Here is an 18821-nt window from a genome sequence, read left to right as displayed (position 1 = left end):
TGGAGGACAATCTGCTGCCTAGCACGGTGTGGCGCAGGTTTTGCGTTCTTCCATCCCAAGACGGCGCGCCCTCGCATGAGCGTGACGATGCCCCTGTCGGAAGCCGGGGGTATCGGACCCTGATCGAGAGCTGGCGCGAAGAGGGGGCGCGCTAGCAGTTGACGAGTCCGGGCCAGCCCTAGCGGCGGGTCACCGTGGCCGACGCGCGACCGTCGCCTCCCGGGACGAGATCGGCCGCCTGGCCAGGGCGTTCAACGCCATGGCCGACAGGGTGGAGAAGGGAGACGAGCTGCGCCGCCTGTTCGCCGCCGATGTTGCCCACGAACTACGCACCCCGCTCGCAATCCTGCGCAGCCAGATCGAGGCCATCCAGGACCAGATCGCCGAACCGACCACCCAGACCATCGCCTCACTACACGAAGAGACCTTGCGGCTCGGCCGGCTCATCGCCGACCTGGAAACCCTCGCCTCCGCCGACGCAACCGCGTTCACTCTGCAGCACAAACCCCTGGCATTGGAGGCGCTGGTCCAGGAGACGCCGCACAGATGCAGCCCTCACGCTCGCCACAGCGTGGCCGGCCACCGTATGTCGTGGTTCCGGTTCAGCCCACACGCGATTACATGGACAAGTCGAAGAGCAGGTTCCTCTCCGAGCAGGTCGTCTACAGGGCGATCACCGATCTGATCAACGCGCTCCCACGCTAGAAGTGCTTGACGGGGTCGGGAGGCTGAGGGAGGTCCTGGGCGAGCAGGACCTCCAGCTCCTCCTCGGTGAGGAGATGGACGTCACACAGAATCCGAGCTGACTGGTGCCAGTACTTCCGTGCCTCTTCCTGCCGTCCGAGATCGTGCAGGGTGTCGCCGAGTCCCCACAGGGAAATGGCCTCCACCGCGCGGTGACCGGCCTTGTGGTTGAGGTAGGCCGCCCTCCTGTATCCGGCCTCGGCCTCGACGAGTCTGCCGGCGCGTCGGTAGGCATTGGCCAGCGTGTCGGTCGTCGCTCCCTCGCCGTGGGGATTGTCGAACTCCGCCCAGATCTCCAGGCTTTTTCGGCCCGCGTCGATCGCGTCGTCCAGCCGGCCCATTCTGATCAGCACCGCGGCCCGGCCGTTGAGTATGAACGCTTGGGAGTGGCGCAGGCCGCTCGCTGTCGCTGTCGCTGTCGCCTCGTCCTGGGTGGCAAGCGCGTCGTCGAACCGCCCCAGCTTGCCGTAGGTCGTGCCGAGGTTGTGGAGGGTGCCCGCCTTACGCAGGGGCAGACCTGCTCGATCCCAGCACACGAGGGCACGCTCGAACTGCTCGACCGCAGGCTCGAAGCGACCTTGGTTCTTGTGGATGCAGCCCAACTGGTTGTGCCTGCGGGCTTGGCCCGCCCAGTCACCAGTCTGGACGGCCACGTGCAGGGCGCGGTGATGGATCTCGGCCAGATCAGCGACCCAGCCTCTGTGGCTGAAGGGTCCGTTGAGACTGGTGGCGAGGCCTTCAACCGTGCCGGGATCGTCGGTGCGGGTGGCGGCCTGCCGGGCGACGGCGATGAGGTTGTCGCGCTCCAGCTCGATCCAGTCGATCGCCTCCTGCGGTGTGTCCAGGCGAAGGCCCGGCTGGTCGGCGCGAAGGTTTCTGACGTGGGGGGTGGGGTTGAGCAGAAGGCTGGCCGTCCTGGCTGTGGCGAGGTAGTGGTGCAACGCGCGGCGGGTGACGGCCACCCGATCGCTCTCCTGGACGATGTCGTCCGCTTGTTCGCGGGCGTAGAGGCGGACGAGGTCGTGCATCCGGTAGCGGCCCAGCCCCGCCGATTCGAGCAGCCGGGCATCCAGGAGGCGGTCCAGCGCGGCCTCCACCGTGCGCTCGGGCCGATCAGCGAGAGCGGCGGTGGCTGCTGGGGTGTGGGTGGGCGTGTCGAGGAGGCCGAGCAGGGCGAACAGGTGGGCGGCGTCCTGGCCGGCGGGCTCCTCCTTGAGGTGATGGAGGCTGACGGCGATGCCGGCGCGGACGGCCAGGTCGGCATACTCCAGCGTGTCCAGGCGGCGGGTGGCGTCGGCGAGCCTGTCGGCGAGGTAGGACAGCGTCCAGTCGGGGCGGGCGGCCAGACGTGCCGCCGCGATGCGGAGGGCGAGGGGCAGACCCCCGCAGAGCCGGATGATCCGCCCTGCGGCCTCCGCCTCGGCGTGCACCCGGCCGGGACCGGCGATCCGGGCCAGCAGCGCGGTGGAGTCGGACGGGTCGAGCCCGGGCAGGTTCAGATGGCTCGCCCCGTCGACCGAGGTGAGAACCTGCCGGCTCGTGATGACGACCGCACACCCCGACCCGGCGGGAATGAGCGGGCGGACCTGGCGGGTGTCGAGGGCGTTGTCGAGGATGATCAGCACGTTCCGTGCCGACGTGAGGGATCGGTAGCGGGCCGCGGCCTCGTCGACCGTGGTCGGTACGGCAGAGCCGTCCAGGCCGAGCGAGCGCAAAAGCTGGCCGAGCGCCTCGATCGGCGACAGAGGCCGGAGGCCCTCGGTGGCGCCGTGCAGGTCGATGTAGAGAACGCCGTCGGTGTAGCGGTCGGCGACGGCGTGCGCCAGGTGTACGGCCAGCGCGGATTTGCCGATCCCGCCGGGACCGCCGATGGCGACGATCGCCGGCGTGCCGGCCCCCGAGTCGGTGAGCGCTTTGTCGAGCCAAGCGAGCTCGACATCGCGGGCGGTGAAGGCGCGGGTGTCGGCGGGCAGCTCGGTCGGGGCGACGGCGTCGCCGAGCGTGGCGTCCTGCACCGGAGCGGTCAGATCGAGGACGGGGTCGCGAGCGAGCACCGCCTGCTGGAGCCGGCGCAGCACGGTACCCGGCTCGATGCCGAGCTCCTGGATCATGACGCGGCGAGTCTCCTGGTAGACCGCGAGCGCTTCCGACGACCGTCCAGCGCGATACAGCGCCAGCATCAGCTGCGCATGCGGCCTCTCCCGCAGCGGGTGCGCCTCGATGCGGACGCTCAGATCCGGTATCACCGCGTGGTGATCGCCCGCCTCCATCCGCAGATCGACGTGATCCTCCAGAGCGGTGAGACGTTCCTCCGTCAGGCGGGTGGCCTCGATCTGGGCCCACTCCGCCGACATGCCCGCCAGGGCCTCTCCCCGCCACAGGGCCAGAGCCTGCCGGAACGACCTGTCCGCCGTAACGATCTCTCCCCTGGCCCGGCCGGCGCGCGCTTCGCGCACCAGCCGCATGAACAGGTGAGCATCGACGTGTTCAGGTGGCACGTCCAGGCAATATCCACCCGGCGCGGTTACGATGACCTCGTCGAGCGCCCAGGGCGCAAGGAACTCGCGAAGCTTCGACACCACGATGTGGAGCTGCTTCGGCGCCGTCGCCGCCCGGCTCTCCCCCCACACATCGGTGAGGAGCTGGTCAGTGGTGACCACCCAGCCGGCGCTCAACGCCAGCCGCGCCAGCAGGCCGATCCGCCGGCTGCCGGTCAGCGGCAGCACGTCGCCGCCTGCCGTCAGCTCCCACGGCCCCAAGATCTTGATCCCCAGTCCCATCGCACAGCCCTCCGTAGGCAGGACCAGAGTTTAATCGGTCATGACCGTTACCCGCTGGAGGGCCTCTTCCGCGATCTCCTGAGCGGCAGATGACGAATACATCCGGAACATACCGCGTGTTGGCACGCTGTCGCCGTGTCGTGACTCTTCGCTGTACCGTACTCATCCTTGTCGCTTCCCTCCTGGTGTCAGGTGCGCGGGCCGCTTCGGACGCGGCTTTCTTCGATGTGTGGAGCGATGGGAGGTGGACGGTTCAGCCACGGCTGGCATACGGGCGTACGGAGGTGCAGGCGGCGGTCCAGAGCGGTGACTACACCCTGGCCAAGGAACGGCTGCTCGAGCTACATCCGCTCCTGCCCGTCGGTGACGGCGGGAGTGCTCTCGCCCCCGGCTGGCCGGGGGTTCTGGAGCTGACCGCCGACCACATCTGGACCCTGGGCGACGGCGAGCGGCCACGACGACACCGACATCCTGGAAGGCCGCTTCGCCTTCGGCCTGGAATCGGTACTGAGCGGCCTGGCCGTCCGGCACCCCTACGGCCCTGGTCCATCCGGAAAAGCACAGTTTGGCGCCCTGCCTGCGATGAGTTCCGGCGCTCCATCGGGTCTCCACTCTGGACGACCGCTACGACCAAGGAGGAGTTTCATGGGCAAGGTCATCTACTGGATGAACACCTCGATCGACGGCTACATCGAGGATCCCGACGGTGGCATGGACTTCATGGACCCGGCCGAGGACTTTCGCCAGGCGGCGAACGACCATGTGCGCCGGACCGCGGCGTTCCTGTTCGGGCGGCGGCTGTATGAGGCGATGGAAAAGCCCTGGACGCAGGACCTCGGCAAGGAAGGCGCCCCGGCCGTCGAGCGGGAGTTCGCCCAGTTCTACAAGGAGACGCCGCGGTACGTCTTCTCCGACACCCTCCAGACCGTCCCCGCAGGAGTGACGATCGTCCGTCGCAAGGACGCCGTGTCCGTGGTGACGCGCCTCAAGCAGGAGATCGACGGCACCCTCCAGCTCGGCGGCCCCGAGCTGGCCACCTCCCTGCTGGACCTGATCGACGAGTTCTGGGTATACGCGTTCCCCGTGATCGTCGGGGGCGGCAAGCCGTACCTGCCCGTGGGAAAAGAACTGCGGCTGCGCCTGGTCGAACACCGTTCCTTCGCCTCCGGAACCATGTTCCGACGCTATGTACGGTCCTGACCGACCAGGGGCGGACCCCGCGCGGGCGTACCCACGAGGCGCCAGCGGCCGTACGCCCGTGCGCGATCCCAAACGAAGTGGCGCCCGCATCACTGAACCCGCGACCCTTCGGCACCACCTTGCACAGGTTCGCGCGAACCTGTGCGCTTTGTTGATGCCGACGTGACTGGTCGTGATGATCAACCTCGCGCTGCGGTCCCTGGTCGCCGCGTTCGCCTCCGGCAAGAACCTCGTCGACGAGGCCGCCGCCCGCTCCGCAGTCAGCGAGGTGGTCGACATTGGAGCCGCGTGCTCGGCGCGGTCGGCCTCGGGGGCGCCGCGGGAGCGGCGGGCACCGCGGCCCTCGCCGACAAGAGCCACCCCGACCCCGAGCAACCATCCGACGAGGCCGGTGGGCCCCCTTTTGACCGCTGGCGCGCGGTCGATGACTCCGCGCCGTCCATCGAGACCACCGAGACCGGCCCCGATGCCTTGCACACCGCCACCGCGACGCTGACGCCCCCGACGAGGCACCCGCCGCCGGGCAGGTCACCACCCGCGTTCGGCCGCTGCTGATCGCCCTGGCCGCCGCGACCGTCGGGCTGGCGATGCGGGCGCTGGGCTACGTGCAGGGCTGGCAGCAGGCGCCCGCCAGGTCGCTGCTGTTGTGGACCAGCGGGCTGATCGTGATCATCGGCACCTTAGCGTGGACGATGGTGCAGTCACACGCCTCCGACCGGGCTCGGCTGCTGCTGTCGCTGGCCTTCGCCCACCTGCTCTACTTCTCATGGTTGTTCAGCAACCCGCTGATGGCCACCCGCACCGAGGAGTCGTTCCACCTCAGCACGCTGCTCGACCTCGTCGAGAGGGACGAGTTCTTCGCCGGCAACGACCTGCTGGCGGTGTCGTCGTTCTACCCCGGCCTAGAGCTGGCCACCACCGGCGTGCACTGGCTGACCGGGCTGCCGCTGGTCGGCGCGCAGATCCTGGTGGTTCTGCTGGCGCGATCGGTGCTGGTCATGGCGCTGTTCACGCTGGTGCGACGCGGCGCTGGCTCCGGCACAGCGGGCGGGCTCGCCGTGCTGCTATACGCCGCGAGCCCGCAGTTCTACTTCCTCGAGGCCCAGTTCTCCCACCAGGCGGTGGCCACGGCGCTGCTGGTGGCCCTGGCGTGCTTGCTGGTGCGCAGCTTCGACCGGGGGGCGCCCGCCTCGGCGCGGCGGCGCGACTCCCGCAGGACCTATTTACTGCGGCGGTTGCGGCGGCGACTCGGCTGCACGAAGGTACGCGCGGCCCGATAACTCCGAAAGCTCTCGGCCATCTCTCGCCGAAACTGACAACCATTGGCGACCCGACTGCCACGCCTCAGATCAGGGGTAGAGCGTGTAGGTCTTGGTGTTGTTGCACACGATCGTGCCCGGGAGGCAGCGCTTGGCCCTGATCGTAATCCGGTCGAGGTTGGTGCGGGTCGTGGACCATGTGAAGTTCTTGTTGCCCTTGTTCCGGCCGGCCTCCTTGTACTCGCCGTAAATTTCGTTGCCGTTGCTCTTCTTGAAGGAGACCTCGACCACGGTCGTCCAGGCGTCGCTCTTGGTGTCCGTCACGCTCCCGCGCGCCTCGCCGTAGCCGTTGCTGCAGAGGTTCAGGACGTAGCTGACGAAGCCGTCCTTCGTGTTCAGCTTGCTCCACTTGTCCTTGCAGCCGGCCGAAGAGAGGCTCAAGGAGGCGGTGGTGGTGGAGGCCGTGGCGGTCGTGGCCGGCGTCAGTACGGCGAAGGCCGCAGAGACCCCGACAACAGTGGCAAGCATCTTCGAGGGGGAGAGCTTCCGCATGAAATTCGATCCTTGTCTGTCAGTTAACGAGAACTTCGCGGTGCTCCGCCTGTGATCAGAGCACCGCGAAGAATGCTAAACACCGGCGGTATAGCAGTGGTATGTCCACAGCAAGTCGTGGGTCGAACCCCCCAGCCCTGGTGGAGCGGCCAGATATCTCTGAAGGCTCGCGGCCACTTACCGTGATTCGAGTTCTTGAGCCCCACAGGTCAGCCCGCTTCGAGTTCGCCGTCCTGTCGATGAGGTGTGCGGAGTGGCGTGGAACGCGACCGCCGTCTTGCACCACCTCGTACGCAGGACGCCGCCGCGTCGCCCTGGAGGCCTCTCGGGCGCTTGGTTGACATTAATCACAGGGTGAAATGTCCCGTTTTGCGCGACAAGTCCGTAACGGGGCGACAGAATGCGGGACCACCAGCCTCTCCCGCCACCGGAGGAACCCATGCGCAGACCCCTGGGGGTACTCGCCGCCGTCGCCAGCCTCGCCGCCTGCACCCCGTCCGCCGACCAGCCGCCAGGTGGAGCGGCGGGAGCGGTGCCCGAAGTGACCGCACCGGCCTCGACGCCGACACAGACCGGGGAGCCGACTCCCCGGTCGACCCCTGAATCGGACGAGTGCCGCGTGAGCGTGCTCAGGCCGGACATCTCCGCGCTCAGGATCCGGACGTCGGCCGCCCGCCGTGGCTGTGTGCGCCCGGCACTGCTGCGCATCCAGGTCAAGCGCGCCGTCCCCGGCGCCGATCCAGTCGTCAAGAGCGGCGCCACCAGGAAGAGCCGCATCGCCCTGCGACTGCCCTGCGAGCCGGGTACGTACTACGTGGTCGCCACCGACTACCGGGGCGGCACAGCCAGGTCCAGCTTCGCCCCGCTCCGCCACCGCATCCTCCTGGCCTGACGCTCCGTCACCACCGAAAGAGAGACAGAGCCGAAAGAGAGACAGAGCAGTTAGTTAGGTGGACAGACCCTCCTCCGCATAGCTGGAACCAGCTGAGCCCTGGACCGTTCTCGTTGGAGCCGCACTGCCAGGGACTGGCCGGCTCATCACAGAAGTAGACGGGGATATTGGTGGCGCGGGTGAACTCGTTTATGGACATACCGGCGACATACCGCCCGTCTCTAGCGTGACTTTCGTTCCGCTGGTAATTCGGCAGGAGCAGTTGTCACCCACTGCGAGAGAAGGGGTACTCATGCAGGCTGTCAACGAGAAGACCGTGGTCTGGTCGGAGCAGACCACCGATGAAGTGTTCGACCTGGTGATCGGCGATCTGGAACTGGAGATTCCGCCGCTCGCATCACCGACGAACTCGGGCAGCGGCACCGCTTGCGGCACCTGCGCAGGCATCTACTGCTGTTGACACATGCCGGGTGGTGCCGCTGACGGCGGCACCACCCGGCTGTGCCTTGCGCTCCGCAGCAACGAGTTGGGAGGGAAGTTTTGCTGGATGCGTCAGCGGACGTCGAGCCGCTCTGGGAGACCTGCACCCCGACCGGCGACGCCGATGAGGACGTTTCCGCCGTACTTCCGCCGGTGGCACGGCGATTGATCGGCGCGGTCCGCGAAGGCACGGCGGGGGGGCTATTCCCCCCTGTCGTCACCGCTGGCCCTGAAGGCACGGTCAAGCTCGACCGGTTGCTCGGTGGCGCGGCGGACGCACGGATGCTCGCGCACGCGCTCGCGGACCAGCGGTTCACGCCGCTGCTGGCGATGCTGGAACGGCTGGACGACTGGTGTGTTCGCGCCACGCGGCAATATTCGACGGTCATAGCCGGTGGAGTGCTGGATGTTACCAACGCAGACCTCTTCGGACCGGTGGTGTCCGAGGCGTTCGTGGCGTGCGCGACCGGACGAGCGCATTACGCCCGCGACCGGGTGGCGGAGTGGGCGGAGCGTTGCCAGGCATTTCTGACGCTCTTCCTCGACCGGTTACTGCGGGACATGCGCGTCTGCTGGCCCGAGGAACCGGCCTTTCAGGGACCCGTCCTCGGTTTGTGGGCACATGGTGAGGAAACCCACAACGGCCGGCAACGGGTGTTACGGCTGGACTGCGCAGGTGGTGGCCGGGTCGCGTACAAACCGCGTCCGGCGTCCGGTGAACTGCTGTTCACCGCGCAAGGAGGAGCCGGCTCGCCGGCGTCGGTGTTCGAAATGCTCAACGACGCGCCCGCGGCGTCCGGTGAGGTCCGGCTGCCGGTGCTTTCGTGCTGGTCCGGTGCCGGCCCTGGTTACCTGTGGCAGGAATGGATCGAGCCGCCGGCGCAGTGGGGACCGATCCGCACGTCCGGGGAGTGGCGGCTGACCGGCACCCGGTTGTCCCCGCAGGAGGCGGCGCGGTTCTGGCACCGGACCGGCTCGCTGGCCGCCGCGACGTTCGCATTCGGGATCACCGACATGATCGGCAGCAACGTGGTGACCGGGACCAGGCCCGGCGAGCATGAACCGCTGCTGTATCCGATCGATCTGGAGATCTACTTCTGCCGGGTTTCCCGGCTCTACGACACGGGTCTGCTGCACGACCGGACCGCCGAGGTCGACCAGCACCACGTCGGCTTCGAGAGCACCCCGCGATGGTGCAGCGCCGAGGGCCCGGTGGTGTGCTGGCGTGCGGAGACGACGGGGGCGCTGCGCCTGTACCGCCGCCGGCGGTCCTACACCAGGGAAGAGACCAGGACCGTCGTCGCGGACACCGAAGGAAGGGCCGGGTACGGCCACTACCTGCCGGCCATGCTGCGTGGCATGTTCGACGCCTGGACCCTGATGTGCCGGCAGCGGCCGGCCATCCGGCAGTTCCTGTCGACCGCCGCCTCCGGCCACTACGTCCGGGTGCTGCGGCAACCCACGTACCGGTACTTCGACGCGCTGGTGCCGCGATGGCTGTCCGGCGGCGGCGCCGCACCGGTGCCCGCCGAGCCGGACGTCCACTTCGACCGGGCGGAACTCGACCAGCTCCGGCGTATGGACGTGCCCTACTTCGTTCGTTCGCTCGACGGTGGCCCGGTGCTGCGGATCGAGCCGCCGCCGCGGCCGTTCGAGACGGCCTCGTTCGCGACGGCTGCGGTCGCGGCCCGGCCGGAGCCCGAAGGCGGCTGGCCCCCGCTGCCGGAGCTGCTCAACGGCGCGAACCTGGAGCTGGCCGGTCTCGGAGTGGCACTTCGGGACGCGGTGGAGCACGTGTTCGACGATGTGACAGAGCACGTCGTCACGGACGAGTCGCTGGGCGTCCGGCTGCACCTGCAGAGTCCTGCCGAGGGCCAGGTCGGCTTCGACTGGCCGGAGGTTGGCAGGCGGGTCACCTACATCTGGAACCGAGAGAAGGTACGCCTGCGCATCGACGCGGTGGACGCGCCGGAGGTCCCGGTCGAGCCGGCGCCGGCCGGTGAGGTCCGGCGCCGGCTGCTGCGGCTGGACCGGCTCGACGGTGCCATCCGGATGCCGTGGGCGGACGGCGGCATGGTCGATGGCACCGCCGAGTGCCGCTTGCGGACCCTGACCGACGCCAGCATCGCCTGGCTGTCCAAGGTCGTGACCGACCATGGGTGGCCGGGGCACACGATGGTCGGTGCCGCGGCGGCCGCCGCGGCGAGTCGCCTCGTGCAGCACACGAGAGGGCACCTGGACTTTCGCCGGCACTGCCTCGAGCTGATGCGGCAGGCGGCAGCGGGCGGCGATCTCCCATGGCGGGAGGTCGCGTACCTGACCGACGAGTTGCGCCTCGCCGACGGACTCCCTCAGGTGTACGGCACGAAGTTCGAGCCCGTGGCCGGAACGCTGGTGCCGTGCCCGATCGAGGAGCCGGACGACGTGGACCACCGACGCGCCGCGATGGGCATGGAGCCGCTGGCGGACTACACGGACCGGATCCGGCAGCGGTTCCCCCTGACGGGGAAGGAAGCATCATGACACTGATCCACGAGGTGTCACAGGCGTCTGGCAACGTCGACTGGGCGCTGTTCGGGCAGCGGTACTGGGCGAGGCAGCCCGCCCGGCTGTGTGTACGGCCGCCGGTCGGCCTCGACCAGATCCACGCTCTGACCGTTCAGTCGTGCGCCCCGTTCCGCGCCGGCACCCGGTTCGGAGTGATGCCCGACGTCCGGTTCCTGGCCGGCGACGGCTGGCTGCGCGCGCCGGGCGAACGGCTGCCGAACACCACCGACCGAACCCTGGACGACTACCTCGACCGGCTGGACGCCGACCTGTCCGGGCAGGGTTACTTGCTCACCGTCCGGCAGCCGTTGCTCCTGGACTACACGCTGTGGTCCGCGGTACGCGACGCGATCCGCGGGCTGTGGCAGGCGGTCGGCTGGCCGAACCTCCCGGTCGTCGCCGAGGTGCTAATCGGCGACCGGTTCACCCAGCACGTCGGCGCGACCGAGGCGCCGACTCACGCTGCGCTGACCTGGGTGCTGCGCGGGCGGATGGGCGTACGGCTGTGGGACGAGCGCCGCGGTTCCCCACCGGCCGCGATCGCCGACCCGGACCGGGACCTGGACGGTGTGCGAGCCGTGAGCGCCGATGCCGGGGAGTTGCTGTACTGGCCGGGCGACCAGCGGCACGTGGACACCTACCACGAGCGGTGCGTGGCGCTGCGCCTGCGGATTCCGACCGACCGGCGGCTGCCGTTCACCGAGTTGCGGGATTTGCTCGCCGACCTGGTGCACGGCCAGCAGGGCAACGACGAGACCGTGCCGTACTTCCCGTTCGGCCCCGGCTCCCGCGTCGACGGACAGGGCGGGGTGCTGCCTCATCTGTCCGCGCTCGGCGACGAGCTGCGCACGGTCGCGGACGGCGAGCAACTGCGCAGGATACTGCGGGTCCGCTGGGCGGCGCTGCGTTCCGCGGCCGGTCTCGAACCGATTCCGGTGCCGCGCGACGGCGTCCCGATGACGCCGCGGAGCCGGATCTACCGCTCGGGCGAGATCGTCCGGATGCCTCACGGGCCCGGACACGAGGTGTGGGCGATCAACGGGAACGTTTTCACCCTGCCGAGAGCCGCGAGTGACCGAGTGTTCGCCGCGCTTCGCGACGGCGAGGAGACGAGCGTTGCCGAGGTGTGCCGCGCCATCGGCGTCGCTGATGACAACGAGAACGTGCTCGCGTTGCTGAACAGACTGTACCGGCTGCGCGGCATAGAGGTGGTCGAGATGAACGAGGTGCCCACGCGATGACGCTGACGATCGAGAAGTCGTTCGACTGGGACGTCTTCGTAGAGGGGTACTGGGACCGGAAACCCGTGCTGTACAAGCAGATCGGCGACGTGCCGTTCGCCGAGGCGGAGGTGTTCGAGGCCGCTGTGCTCGGCAGTCGGCCGCCACATCCGCTCGCCGTGCCGGGAAATGTGCAAATCCTCGTGGAGCGGCGGCAGCAGACACGGCCGGGCGAATACCTGCCGGAGCTGTCGGACCGCTCGCTCGGCGGCTACGAGCGGCGCGTGTCCGACCGGTTGCGGGGGCAGCGTTACGCCCTCGTGGTGCACCGCTTCCACTCCTTCTCCCACCCTCTGTGGACGCGCGCGCAGCGGTTCTACGCCGGTCTCTGGGAGCGGGTCGGCCAGCCGACGCACACCGCGGGCTCCACGATGTTCCACGGCTCCTACGAGCACAGCCCCGTCGGCGTGCACCAGGATCGCTTCGCCACCTTCATGTTCTGTGTGCGTGGCACCAAGCGCATGCGGTTCTGGGACGAGCGCCCGTGGTCGGATCCGGTGCACACGGTGCTGGACTACCAGCCGTACCTGGCCTCCTCGTTCGTCGCAGAGGTCGAGCCGGGAGATCTGCTGTACTGGCCGTCGCGGTACTACCACGTCGGGGAGAGCGTTGGCGAAGCACCGGCGACGAGTGTCAACGTGGGCATTCCCCGCCGCGAGCACCGGCCGTACTACGAGATCAAGGATCTGTTCCGGGGCACCGTGCCGGCGGCGTCGGCCCCGTTGTTCTCCCCGGATGCCGGTCCGGGCGGGCAGTTGGCCGGTCAGTTGCCCACGGCCCTGGCCGACTCCGTGGACGCCTTCATGGAGCTTCTGAGCCAGGACTGGTTCGCCACTCGGGCCACCGATCTGGCCCTGCGGGTAAGAACGGCGGGCGGGTTCTGGCCGACCCAGCGGCCCGCCGAGCTTCGCCCGCTCGACGACGACACCCCCGTCCGCGGGTGCGCTCCCCTGCTGGCCGCGCCCGGCGACGGCGCCCGCGGATACGCCGCGAACGGCAACGTCTCGTCCGGAGCGGCCACCGCCAAAGCCCTCGCGGTGCTGGACCGGCTGAACGGCGGCGAGGTGGTACGCGTCGGTGAACTGCCCGTGCCGCAGCGCGGTGAGGTCCGCCACCTGCTTCAGGAATTGGAGAGCTTCCGTGCCGTCACCCGCGTCGACACCGACTGACCACGTACCGGCCCACCAGCAGGCGGCCGCTGATATCGTCGCCGAGATCGCGGACCGGCTGGCAGAGCCGGACCGGGTGGCCGAGATCGCGGGCGCGCCCGACAACCTCATGCGTTATCCGGGCAACTCGCAACCGGTGTGGGATCCACTGCTGCTTTCCGACGGTCACCCCGGAGTCGCGCTGCTGTTCGCGGAGCTGGCCGCGCAGGTGCCGGAATTGCGCGACCGAGCGCACGCGCACCTGTCCGCGGCGCTCGGCCGCGGGATCCGGTTGCTGCCGCAGTCGCTGTTCAACGGCATGGTGGCGCTCGCGCTGGCCGGGCACAACGCGGCCACCGCATTCGGCGGCTACGCCACGATGCTGGAAGGACTGGACCGGCACATCACCGACCAGGTCCGGCAACGCGTTCGAGCCGACCGGGAGCGGCTGCGCGCCAGAGAGCCGGTCGGCACGTGGAACTGCTACGACGTCCTCGGCGGCACCGGCGGAATCGGCCGCTACCTGCTGGCGCGGTACGAGTCGGCCGCCGAGCCGGCAGCGCGGCAGGCAGCGGGGCTCGCCCTGACCGACGTGCTCGAGTCGCTGGTGGCCGCGGCGACCGCCGACGACATCGCGCGACACGGCACCCGCCTGCCCGCGTGGTGGATCACCGAAGGACTCGAGCACGGTCTGGCCGAGCACGTCAACTTCGGTCTCGCACACGGTGTCTGCGGACCGCTCGCGCTCCTCTCCGTCGCCTGGCGGGCAGGATTGCGGGTGGAGCGTCAGGACGAGGCCATCGAGCAGATCATGGCGTTGCTGTCCCGCTGGCGCACGACCGACGAGGCCGGCCCTCGCTGGCCGCACCTGATCTCGCTGGCACACATCGAGAGCGGGGAACCGCCGGAACGCGGGCGGGACTCGTGGTGCTACGGCGCCGCAGGTACGGCCCGTGCCGTGTATCTGGCCGGCGCCGCGCTGGACCGCGCGGACTGGCGCGCCGACGCGCATGCCGCCCTTCGTGGTGCGCTGAGCGCGGCGAGCGACGAGCTGATTTACGACTCCGCTCTGTGCCACGGGTGGGCGGGGCTGCTACAGATCGTGCTGCGCATGGCCCACGACAGTGCCGACCCGGGCTACCACGCCGTCGCCGACGAGTTGGCGATACGGGTGATAGACGGGTACGACCCGCAGGCGCCGTTCGGTTTCCGGTACCGACACTCGCTCGCGGCACGCGACCTCGACCGCCCCGGCTTCCTGGAAGGCGCCGCGGGCATCGCCCTCGCCCTCCACACGTACGCCATGGAGGACATCCCGATGACGTCGTGGGACAGCGCCCTGCTGTTGAACTGACAGCACGGGAATGGCGCCGGGCGCTCTCGCTCCAGTCGCGGGACGGTCAAGCTGAGCCGTCCCGCCCGCGAACGCAGCGACCACAATGCCGAACCCGGCCTGGTGGCGATGACCATGGCCGAGATCCGGCGCCTGTTCACATTTCTGATCGCCGCGCCCATCCGCAGTGTCACGTTCGTCGTTGGCTGGTCTCGCCGGCGACGGCGTCATCAAGCCCGTGCCCGAGACAGCCACTACAAACGACAAGCTGTGCACGAAGCATGAAGATCACGATCCACGACTGGATCACTAGGTTGAGGGTGTCGAGGATGACGTTGCTCGAGGCGCCGGGGTCGGTGGCAGTGCGGCCGAGCCAGCTGCGGTGGTGGCGTTACTTCCCCTTCCACCGGACAGCCGCGTAAAACTGCGCCGCCGCAGAATTGCAGCTTGGCTTCAGGTGCGCCTTCATGCCGCTACACGTCCTGAGCATGTCCTGCAGGAGCGCCCGATCGACGCCCTTGCGATAGACATCGGTCCACCTCTTGGTGCTGACCAGATCCTTGAGGTTGCGGTAGCCGAAGTCGTGTCGCACGCACGGGATCGCGAAGATCTTCGCCCAGGATTTGACGCCCGGTATTTTCCCCGCGTCCTTCACTGTGCAACCGTCGTTGTTCCAGCTGAAGTTGTACTGCTTGACGGAGTCCTTGTTCCTGTTCGCTCGGAACTTTGCCCACGCCCAGAAGCTGTCCTCCGTCGGCAACGTGAGCTGGACTGCCACGGCCAGCTTCTTCGCCTTACTCGGCTCCGCGTTCGCCACTGCCGGAGCGCTGATCAGGGTTAGCGCCGCCGCGGTGCCCACGAGCCCGCTCGCGATGATCCTCGTCCTTTTCACTGCCGTCCCTTTCTCTGAGTTGAGTCGGCCATCAGATTGGCGGCACGTGACGCGGCAGGACAACTGATCATGAGCGCGACGACCCGCAAACATACCGCCGACATACCGGGAGGGAGAGGGACGCTGGTGTGGGCCTTCCAGAGCCCAAAATTTCGTGATTATGGGGACAACGTCTGGAGTCGCCGGTCGAGCCGCTACGGAAGGCACTTCTACGGCTGGGCACTGATCACCTTCGCCTCCCCGCATCCAGGCCGGCGTTGGTTGCTGGTCCGCCGCCACCGGCGGACGGTTGAACTGCTGCACGATCGCGGTCGCCCGGCGACCGCCGAGCAGCGCAGCCGGCTGGCCGTCTTGAGCGGGTCGAAAGATCTGTCGACGGCACGCGAGAGCTCCACCGGGGCGCACCCCGAGGAGAACCGCGCCGAGCCCTTCGGCCTCGCGTACGGTCCGCTTGATCGGCAGCGCGTAGCAACCGCGCCCCTTGCCCGGGAAGACGGAGGTCTTCCAGCCGCTCCCTCCGATCGTGACCCGCACCCGCAGCGAACCGAACCCACGCCGCGACCCGCCGGTCATGTCCTGAAGCGCCGCGGATTCCTCGACGGGCAAGATGACGAAGGTCCAGCTGTCAGCCCGCCGAGCATCCCAGATCCATAGCTCGGCATCGAAGACGACCTTCAACGGGCACAGCATGGCACGCGGGTGCGACATACCTCCGACATACCGCCGCTGGCAAGAATGGTGATCACGACCTACGGGAGGGAAACCATGAAGATCCTGGGTAACGTGGCTGTCGTCGCCGCCATGGGCCTGGCCACATCGATCACGGCGGCGCCCGCCATGGCATCCGCCGACCAGTACCTCATCGCACGCTGCAAGGACGGCAACTTCGGCATCGAGATCACCACCCGCTACCGGACGTCCGGGACACAGCACGTGTTCAATCAGCTGTCCTGGCGGATCGCCGGCAATGTCGGCAGCAAGAACACCGTCCGCTTCTACTTCATGCAGGACGCCCAGCCGGACATCGTGTTCAAAGCCTTCAAGTACACGGGCGGCAAGACGGGCTCGCGGAACATCTGGGTGACCAGGCCGAAGCCGCACAAGGTGTTCGTGAGGTTCGGTGCCCGGTTCGACACGAGCGCCTCCTCCGACCCGGGCTGCACGTACCAGACCCGTGGCATCTAGCCTCGATCTTTCGTGCGCCCAGCAGAACGGAGGTGAAGCCGTGACGTAGCGGCTGATCTTGTTGTTCGTAAGCTCGTCGTCGCTTGCCGGTGGAAGTCCGGTCCGGGTAGCTGCCAGGAGGCCCGGTAGCAGGCTGGCGGCTTCGTCTGGAAACGGGCGGGGTCGAAGCCCAGCGTCAAAGGCCCTTTCAAGGGGGAGCAACGATGCGGTCCGTAGCATGAAGCGAAGCCTGCGGCGTCGTTAGAGGTCCCGGCCATTGGCCGGGAACAAGGGAGAGCCGAGCCTTCGAATCCAGGGCGAAGGCCACGGACGCGGTGAAGTGCCTGGAAGCGCAGCCGCCAAGGACTCCCCGGCGTATGGGGCGCGGAACGTATCGACAGTGACGGCGGGAACTGGGGAGGCCCTCCCCGGCCCGGTAACCTGCGGGAATGGTGTTGCCGGAGCGTGGCGTCCTATAACCGGTCAACGCCGGGAAGTGGAGTGCCGGCCGGGTGGGCGTCGGAGGCGGCCGTAGTACTGCTGGAGCCGACCGGACAACACAACCGGCGGTGAGGGAAGGGCCGCTGCTTCGTCGATGCGCAGCGACTGTGATGGAGGGGCCCGGTGAGTGCCGGTCAGGCTAGTCCCGCCGCAAAGGGGTCACGGGAGCCACGGGTTCCGCGTGATCCGGTCCGAGCCTTGCAGCATGCGCTCTACCGGGCGGCCAAGGCCGATCCCGGACGTCGATTCCACGCGCTGTATGACAAGGTCTGCCGCAGAGACGTGCTGCAGCGCGGGTGGGTCGCGGTGCGCGCCAACAACGGCGCACCCGGTATCGACAAGACCACCCTGGCCCAGATCGAGGAGTACGGGGTTGCCCGGCTGCTCGACGAGATGGCCGATGAACTGAGGGAGGGGCGGTATCGGCCGCTTCCGGCGCGCCGGGTGTTGATTCCCAAGCCGGGCACGGCCGAGCAGAGGCCGCTGTCGATTCCCGCGGTTCGTGACCGCATCGTGCAGGCCGCATTGAAGATCGTGTTCGAACCGGTCTTTGAGGCGGACATGCTGGGCTGCTCGTTCGGGTTCCGGCCGAAGCGCTCGGCGCACGACGCCTTGCAGGTGCTCATCGATGAGTGCTATCGCGGGCGTCGGTGGGTGGTGGAGACGGACATCGCTGACTGCTTTTCGGCGATTCCGCATGATGAGTTGATACGAGCGGTCGAGGAACGCGTCTGTGACCAGTCCGTTCTCAAGCTCCTGCGCGCGATCTTGCGTGAACCGCCCCGGCTTCGATGGAGAGCTCAGGGGTTGATTCCAACGGTCTCGTTGGGCTGGTGTTGAGCGTAGTGGAGGGCTTCGTACTCCTGCGGCGGGATGTTGTCGATCGAGGAGTGCAGGCGGGTCGTGTTGAACCACTCGACCCATTCGGCGGTGGCCAGTTCCACCTCGGCCAGGCTGCGCCAGGGCCCTCGGGGTTTGATCAGCTCGGTCTTGTAAAGGCCGATCTGCGATTCCATCAGCGCGTTGTCCAGCGCGTCTCCGACCGTGCCGATGGAGGCGTCGATGCCGGCGGTTATCAGGTGAGCGGTGAAGCGGAAACAGGTGTATTGGCTGCCGGCGTCCGAGTGATGGACCAGGCCCGGCCCGGCGGGTCGTCCGGTGCGGTCGCGCCGCCACAACGCCATGTCCAGGGCGTCCAGCACCAGGTCGGTGCGCTTGGACAGCGAGGCCGTCCAGCCGACGATCGCCCGGGAGTACACATCCACGACGAAGGCGACGTAGACGATTCCGCACCAGGCGTGAACGTAGGTGAAGTCGGCGACCCAGACCGTGTTCGGCCGGGGCGTGGTGAAGTCCCGCCTAACCAAATCGGCCGCCCGCTGGTGGTCGGGATCGGCCATGGTGGTGCGGATCTTCTTGCCGCGGCGGGCTCCTTGCAGGCCCAGGGCGCGCATCCGTCGCTCGACCGTGCATCGGGCGACCTGGTGGCCCTCGCGCAGCAGTTGCCGCCAGACTTTGCGGGTGCCGTAGACGCCGTAGTTGGTGGTGTGGATGCGTCTGATGTGGTCGTCCAGCTCGGCGTCGCGGACCTGCCGGGCCGATGGCGGCCTGTTCTTGGCGGCGTAGTAGGTGCTGGGCGAGATGGCAAGGCCGTGCTCGGTCAGCACGTGGCAGATCGGCTCGACACCGAACATCTCGCGGTGTTCGTCGATGAAGATCACGAGTGCGTGTGTGGCCGGTCGAGCTCGGCCGCGAAGAAAGCCGACTTAGATTCAAGGAGTCAAGGCAACACATTGGGCCGGGGTTCGGTAGCCGAGGCAGTTTGACGTCATCGCCACATGGTTCGACGGCCGTTCAAGGACATCGCCCTGCCCCGCGTGAGGGCTCGCGGCCGAAAGAACCCCCCAGCAAGTACGGCCCCCAGCGCCGGGCGGCACCTCGCGACCGCGCAGACGCACCCCTTCCACGCCCAGGTCACGATCTTCGAGAAGGGATTTGCGACTCGCCCGCGCCAGTGAACGCACGGGTGTTGACAGACCTGGGGTTCAG

17 protein-coding genes and 1 pseudogene are annotated in these 18821 nt (G+C 68.3%); 12 read left to right on the top strand and 6 right to left on the bottom strand.

Annotated features, from left to right (window positions below; genetic code table 11):
* The first annotated feature begins 130 nt into the window (after positions 1-130).
* Positions 131-685: a histidine kinase dimerization/phospho-acceptor domain-containing protein gene (locus ACGFNP_RS22345; protein ID WP_358336097.1), complete on the top strand. Its 555-nt coding sequence runs from the start codon at positions 131-133 to the stop codon at positions 683-685.
* A 16-nt stretch (positions 686-701) separates the two neighbouring features.
* On the opposite strand, the gene ACGFNP_RS22340 is transcribed toward ACGFNP_RS22345, so the two are convergent.
* From ACGFNP_RS22340 to ACGFNP_RS22330, 3 genes and pseudogenes are all read right to left on the bottom strand, one after another.
* Positions 702-3524 (bottom strand): BTAD domain-containing putative transcriptional regulator, encoded by a 2823-nt coding sequence (locus ACGFNP_RS22340; RefSeq protein WP_358336037.1) that lies wholly within the window; start codon positions 3522-3524, stop codon positions 702-704.
* A gap of 47 nt (positions 3525-3571) precedes the next feature.
* Positions 3572-3670, bottom strand: a pseudogene (locus ACGFNP_RS22335) (hypothetical protein); the annotation flags it as partial.
* 195 nt (positions 3671-3865) lie between these two features.
* Complete coding sequence (locus ACGFNP_RS22330) at positions 3866-3988, bottom strand: hypothetical protein (RefSeq protein WP_393321450.1); 123 nt, start codon at positions 3986-3988, stop codon at positions 3866-3868.
* Positions 3989-4169: 181 nt separating this feature from the next.
* Here ACGFNP_RS22330 and ACGFNP_RS22325 point away from each other — a divergent pair, with 181 nt between their 5' ends.
* The 3 genes from ACGFNP_RS22325 to ACGFNP_RS22315 all read left to right on the top strand — a co-directional run bounded on the left by ACGFNP_RS22325 (position 4170) and on the right by ACGFNP_RS22315 (position 6004).
* Positions 4170-4724, top strand: coding sequence for a dihydrofolate reductase family protein (locus tag ACGFNP_RS22325; RefSeq protein WP_358336040.1), 555 nt, complete (start codon positions 4170-4172; stop codon positions 4722-4724).
* 288 nt (positions 4725-5012) lie between these two features.
* Positions 5013-5279 carry a hypothetical protein gene (locus ACGFNP_RS22320; protein ID WP_393321447.1) on the top strand — a complete coding sequence of 89 codons (267 nt, stop codon included), beginning with the start codon at positions 5013-5015 and terminating at the stop codon, positions 5277-5279.
* A gap of 32 nt (positions 5280-5311) precedes the next feature.
* Positions 5312-6004 carry a hypothetical protein gene (locus ACGFNP_RS22315; protein ID WP_393321444.1) on the top strand — a complete coding sequence of 231 codons (693 nt, stop codon included), beginning with the start codon at positions 5312-5314 and terminating at the stop codon, positions 6002-6004.
* Positions 6005-6073: 69 nt separating this feature from the next.
* Here ACGFNP_RS22315 and ACGFNP_RS22310 read toward each other — a convergent pair whose 3' ends face one another.
* Complete coding sequence (locus ACGFNP_RS22310; protein WP_393321441.1) at positions 6074-6535, bottom strand: hypothetical protein; 462 nt, start codon at positions 6533-6535, stop codon at positions 6074-6076.
* A 439-nt stretch (positions 6536-6974) separates the two neighbouring features.
* On the opposite strand from ACGFNP_RS22310, the gene ACGFNP_RS22305 reads away from it, so the two are divergent.
* The 6 genes from ACGFNP_RS22305 to ACGFNP_RS22280 all read left to right on the top strand — a co-directional run bounded on the left by ACGFNP_RS22305 (position 6975) and on the right by ACGFNP_RS22280 (position 14236).
* The gene (locus ACGFNP_RS22305) at positions 6975-7427 is read left to right on the top strand and encodes a hypothetical protein (RefSeq protein WP_393321438.1); all 453 of its coding nucleotides are present in this window, start codon (positions 6975-6977) and stop codon (positions 7425-7427) included.
* 292 nt (positions 7428-7719) lie between these two features.
* Entirely contained in the window at positions 7720-7887 is a 168-nt protein-coding gene (locus ACGFNP_RS22300) for a hypothetical protein (protein ID WP_358336057.1), read from the top strand.
* Between the two features lie 80 nt (positions 7888-7967).
* Positions 7968-10430: a DUF4135 domain-containing protein gene (locus tag ACGFNP_RS22295; RefSeq protein WP_358336060.1), complete on the top strand. Its 2463-nt coding sequence runs from the start codon at positions 7968-7970 to the stop codon at positions 10428-10430.
* Positions 10427-11695: a hypothetical protein gene (locus tag ACGFNP_RS22290; RefSeq protein ID WP_393321434.1), complete on the top strand. Its 1269-nt coding sequence runs from the start codon at positions 10427-10429 to the stop codon at positions 11693-11695. Before ACGFNP_RS22295 ends, ACGFNP_RS22290 begins: the two co-directional genes overlap by 4 nt.
* A complete protein-coding gene (locus ACGFNP_RS22285; RefSeq protein WP_393321431.1) occupies positions 11692-12903 on the top strand; it encodes a JmjC domain-containing protein in 1212 nt (403 codons plus the stop codon). The genes ACGFNP_RS22290 and ACGFNP_RS22285 overlap by 4 nt, the downstream gene beginning before the upstream one ends.
* Entirely contained in the window at positions 12875-14236 is a 1362-nt protein-coding gene (locus ACGFNP_RS22280; RefSeq protein ID WP_358336069.1) for a lanthionine synthetase C family protein, read from the top strand. The genes ACGFNP_RS22285 and ACGFNP_RS22280 overlap by 29 nt, the downstream gene beginning before the upstream one ends.
* 370 nt (positions 14237-14606) lie before the next feature.
* Here ACGFNP_RS22280 and ACGFNP_RS22275 read toward each other — a convergent pair whose 3' ends face one another.
* Complete coding sequence (locus ACGFNP_RS22275; RefSeq protein WP_393321427.1) at positions 14607-15785, bottom strand: phospholipase A2; 1179 nt, start codon at positions 15783-15785, stop codon at positions 14607-14609.
* Between the two features lie 87 nt (positions 15786-15872).
* On the opposite strand from ACGFNP_RS22275, the gene ACGFNP_RS22270 reads away from it, so the two are divergent.
* Together ACGFNP_RS22270 and ACGFNP_RS22265 are read left to right on the top strand one after the other, a co-directional pair.
* Positions 15873-16292, top strand: coding sequence for a hypothetical protein (locus ACGFNP_RS22270; RefSeq protein WP_393321424.1), 420 nt, complete (start codon positions 15873-15875; stop codon positions 16290-16292).
* A gap of 678 nt (positions 16293-16970) precedes the next feature.
* Entirely contained in the window at positions 16971-17612 is a 642-nt protein-coding gene (locus ACGFNP_RS22265) for a reverse transcriptase domain-containing protein (protein ID WP_393321421.1), read from the top strand.
* Here ACGFNP_RS22265 and ACGFNP_RS22260 read toward each other — a convergent pair.
* Complete coding sequence (locus ACGFNP_RS22260; RefSeq protein WP_393321418.1) at positions 17573-18493, bottom strand: IS3 family transposase; 921 nt, start codon at positions 18491-18493, stop codon at positions 17573-17575. The genes ACGFNP_RS22265 and ACGFNP_RS22260 overlap by 40 nt on opposite strands.
* Positions 18494-18821: the final 328 nt, after the last annotated feature.

This window comes from Nonomuraea sp. NPDC049269 (assembly GCF_043197155.1).
GTDB lineage: Bacteria > Actinomycetota > Actinomycetes > Streptosporangiales > Streptosporangiaceae > Nonomuraea.
Note: the sequence above shows the minus strand (reverse complement) of the source record. Positions and strands in the feature narration are given on the sequence as shown.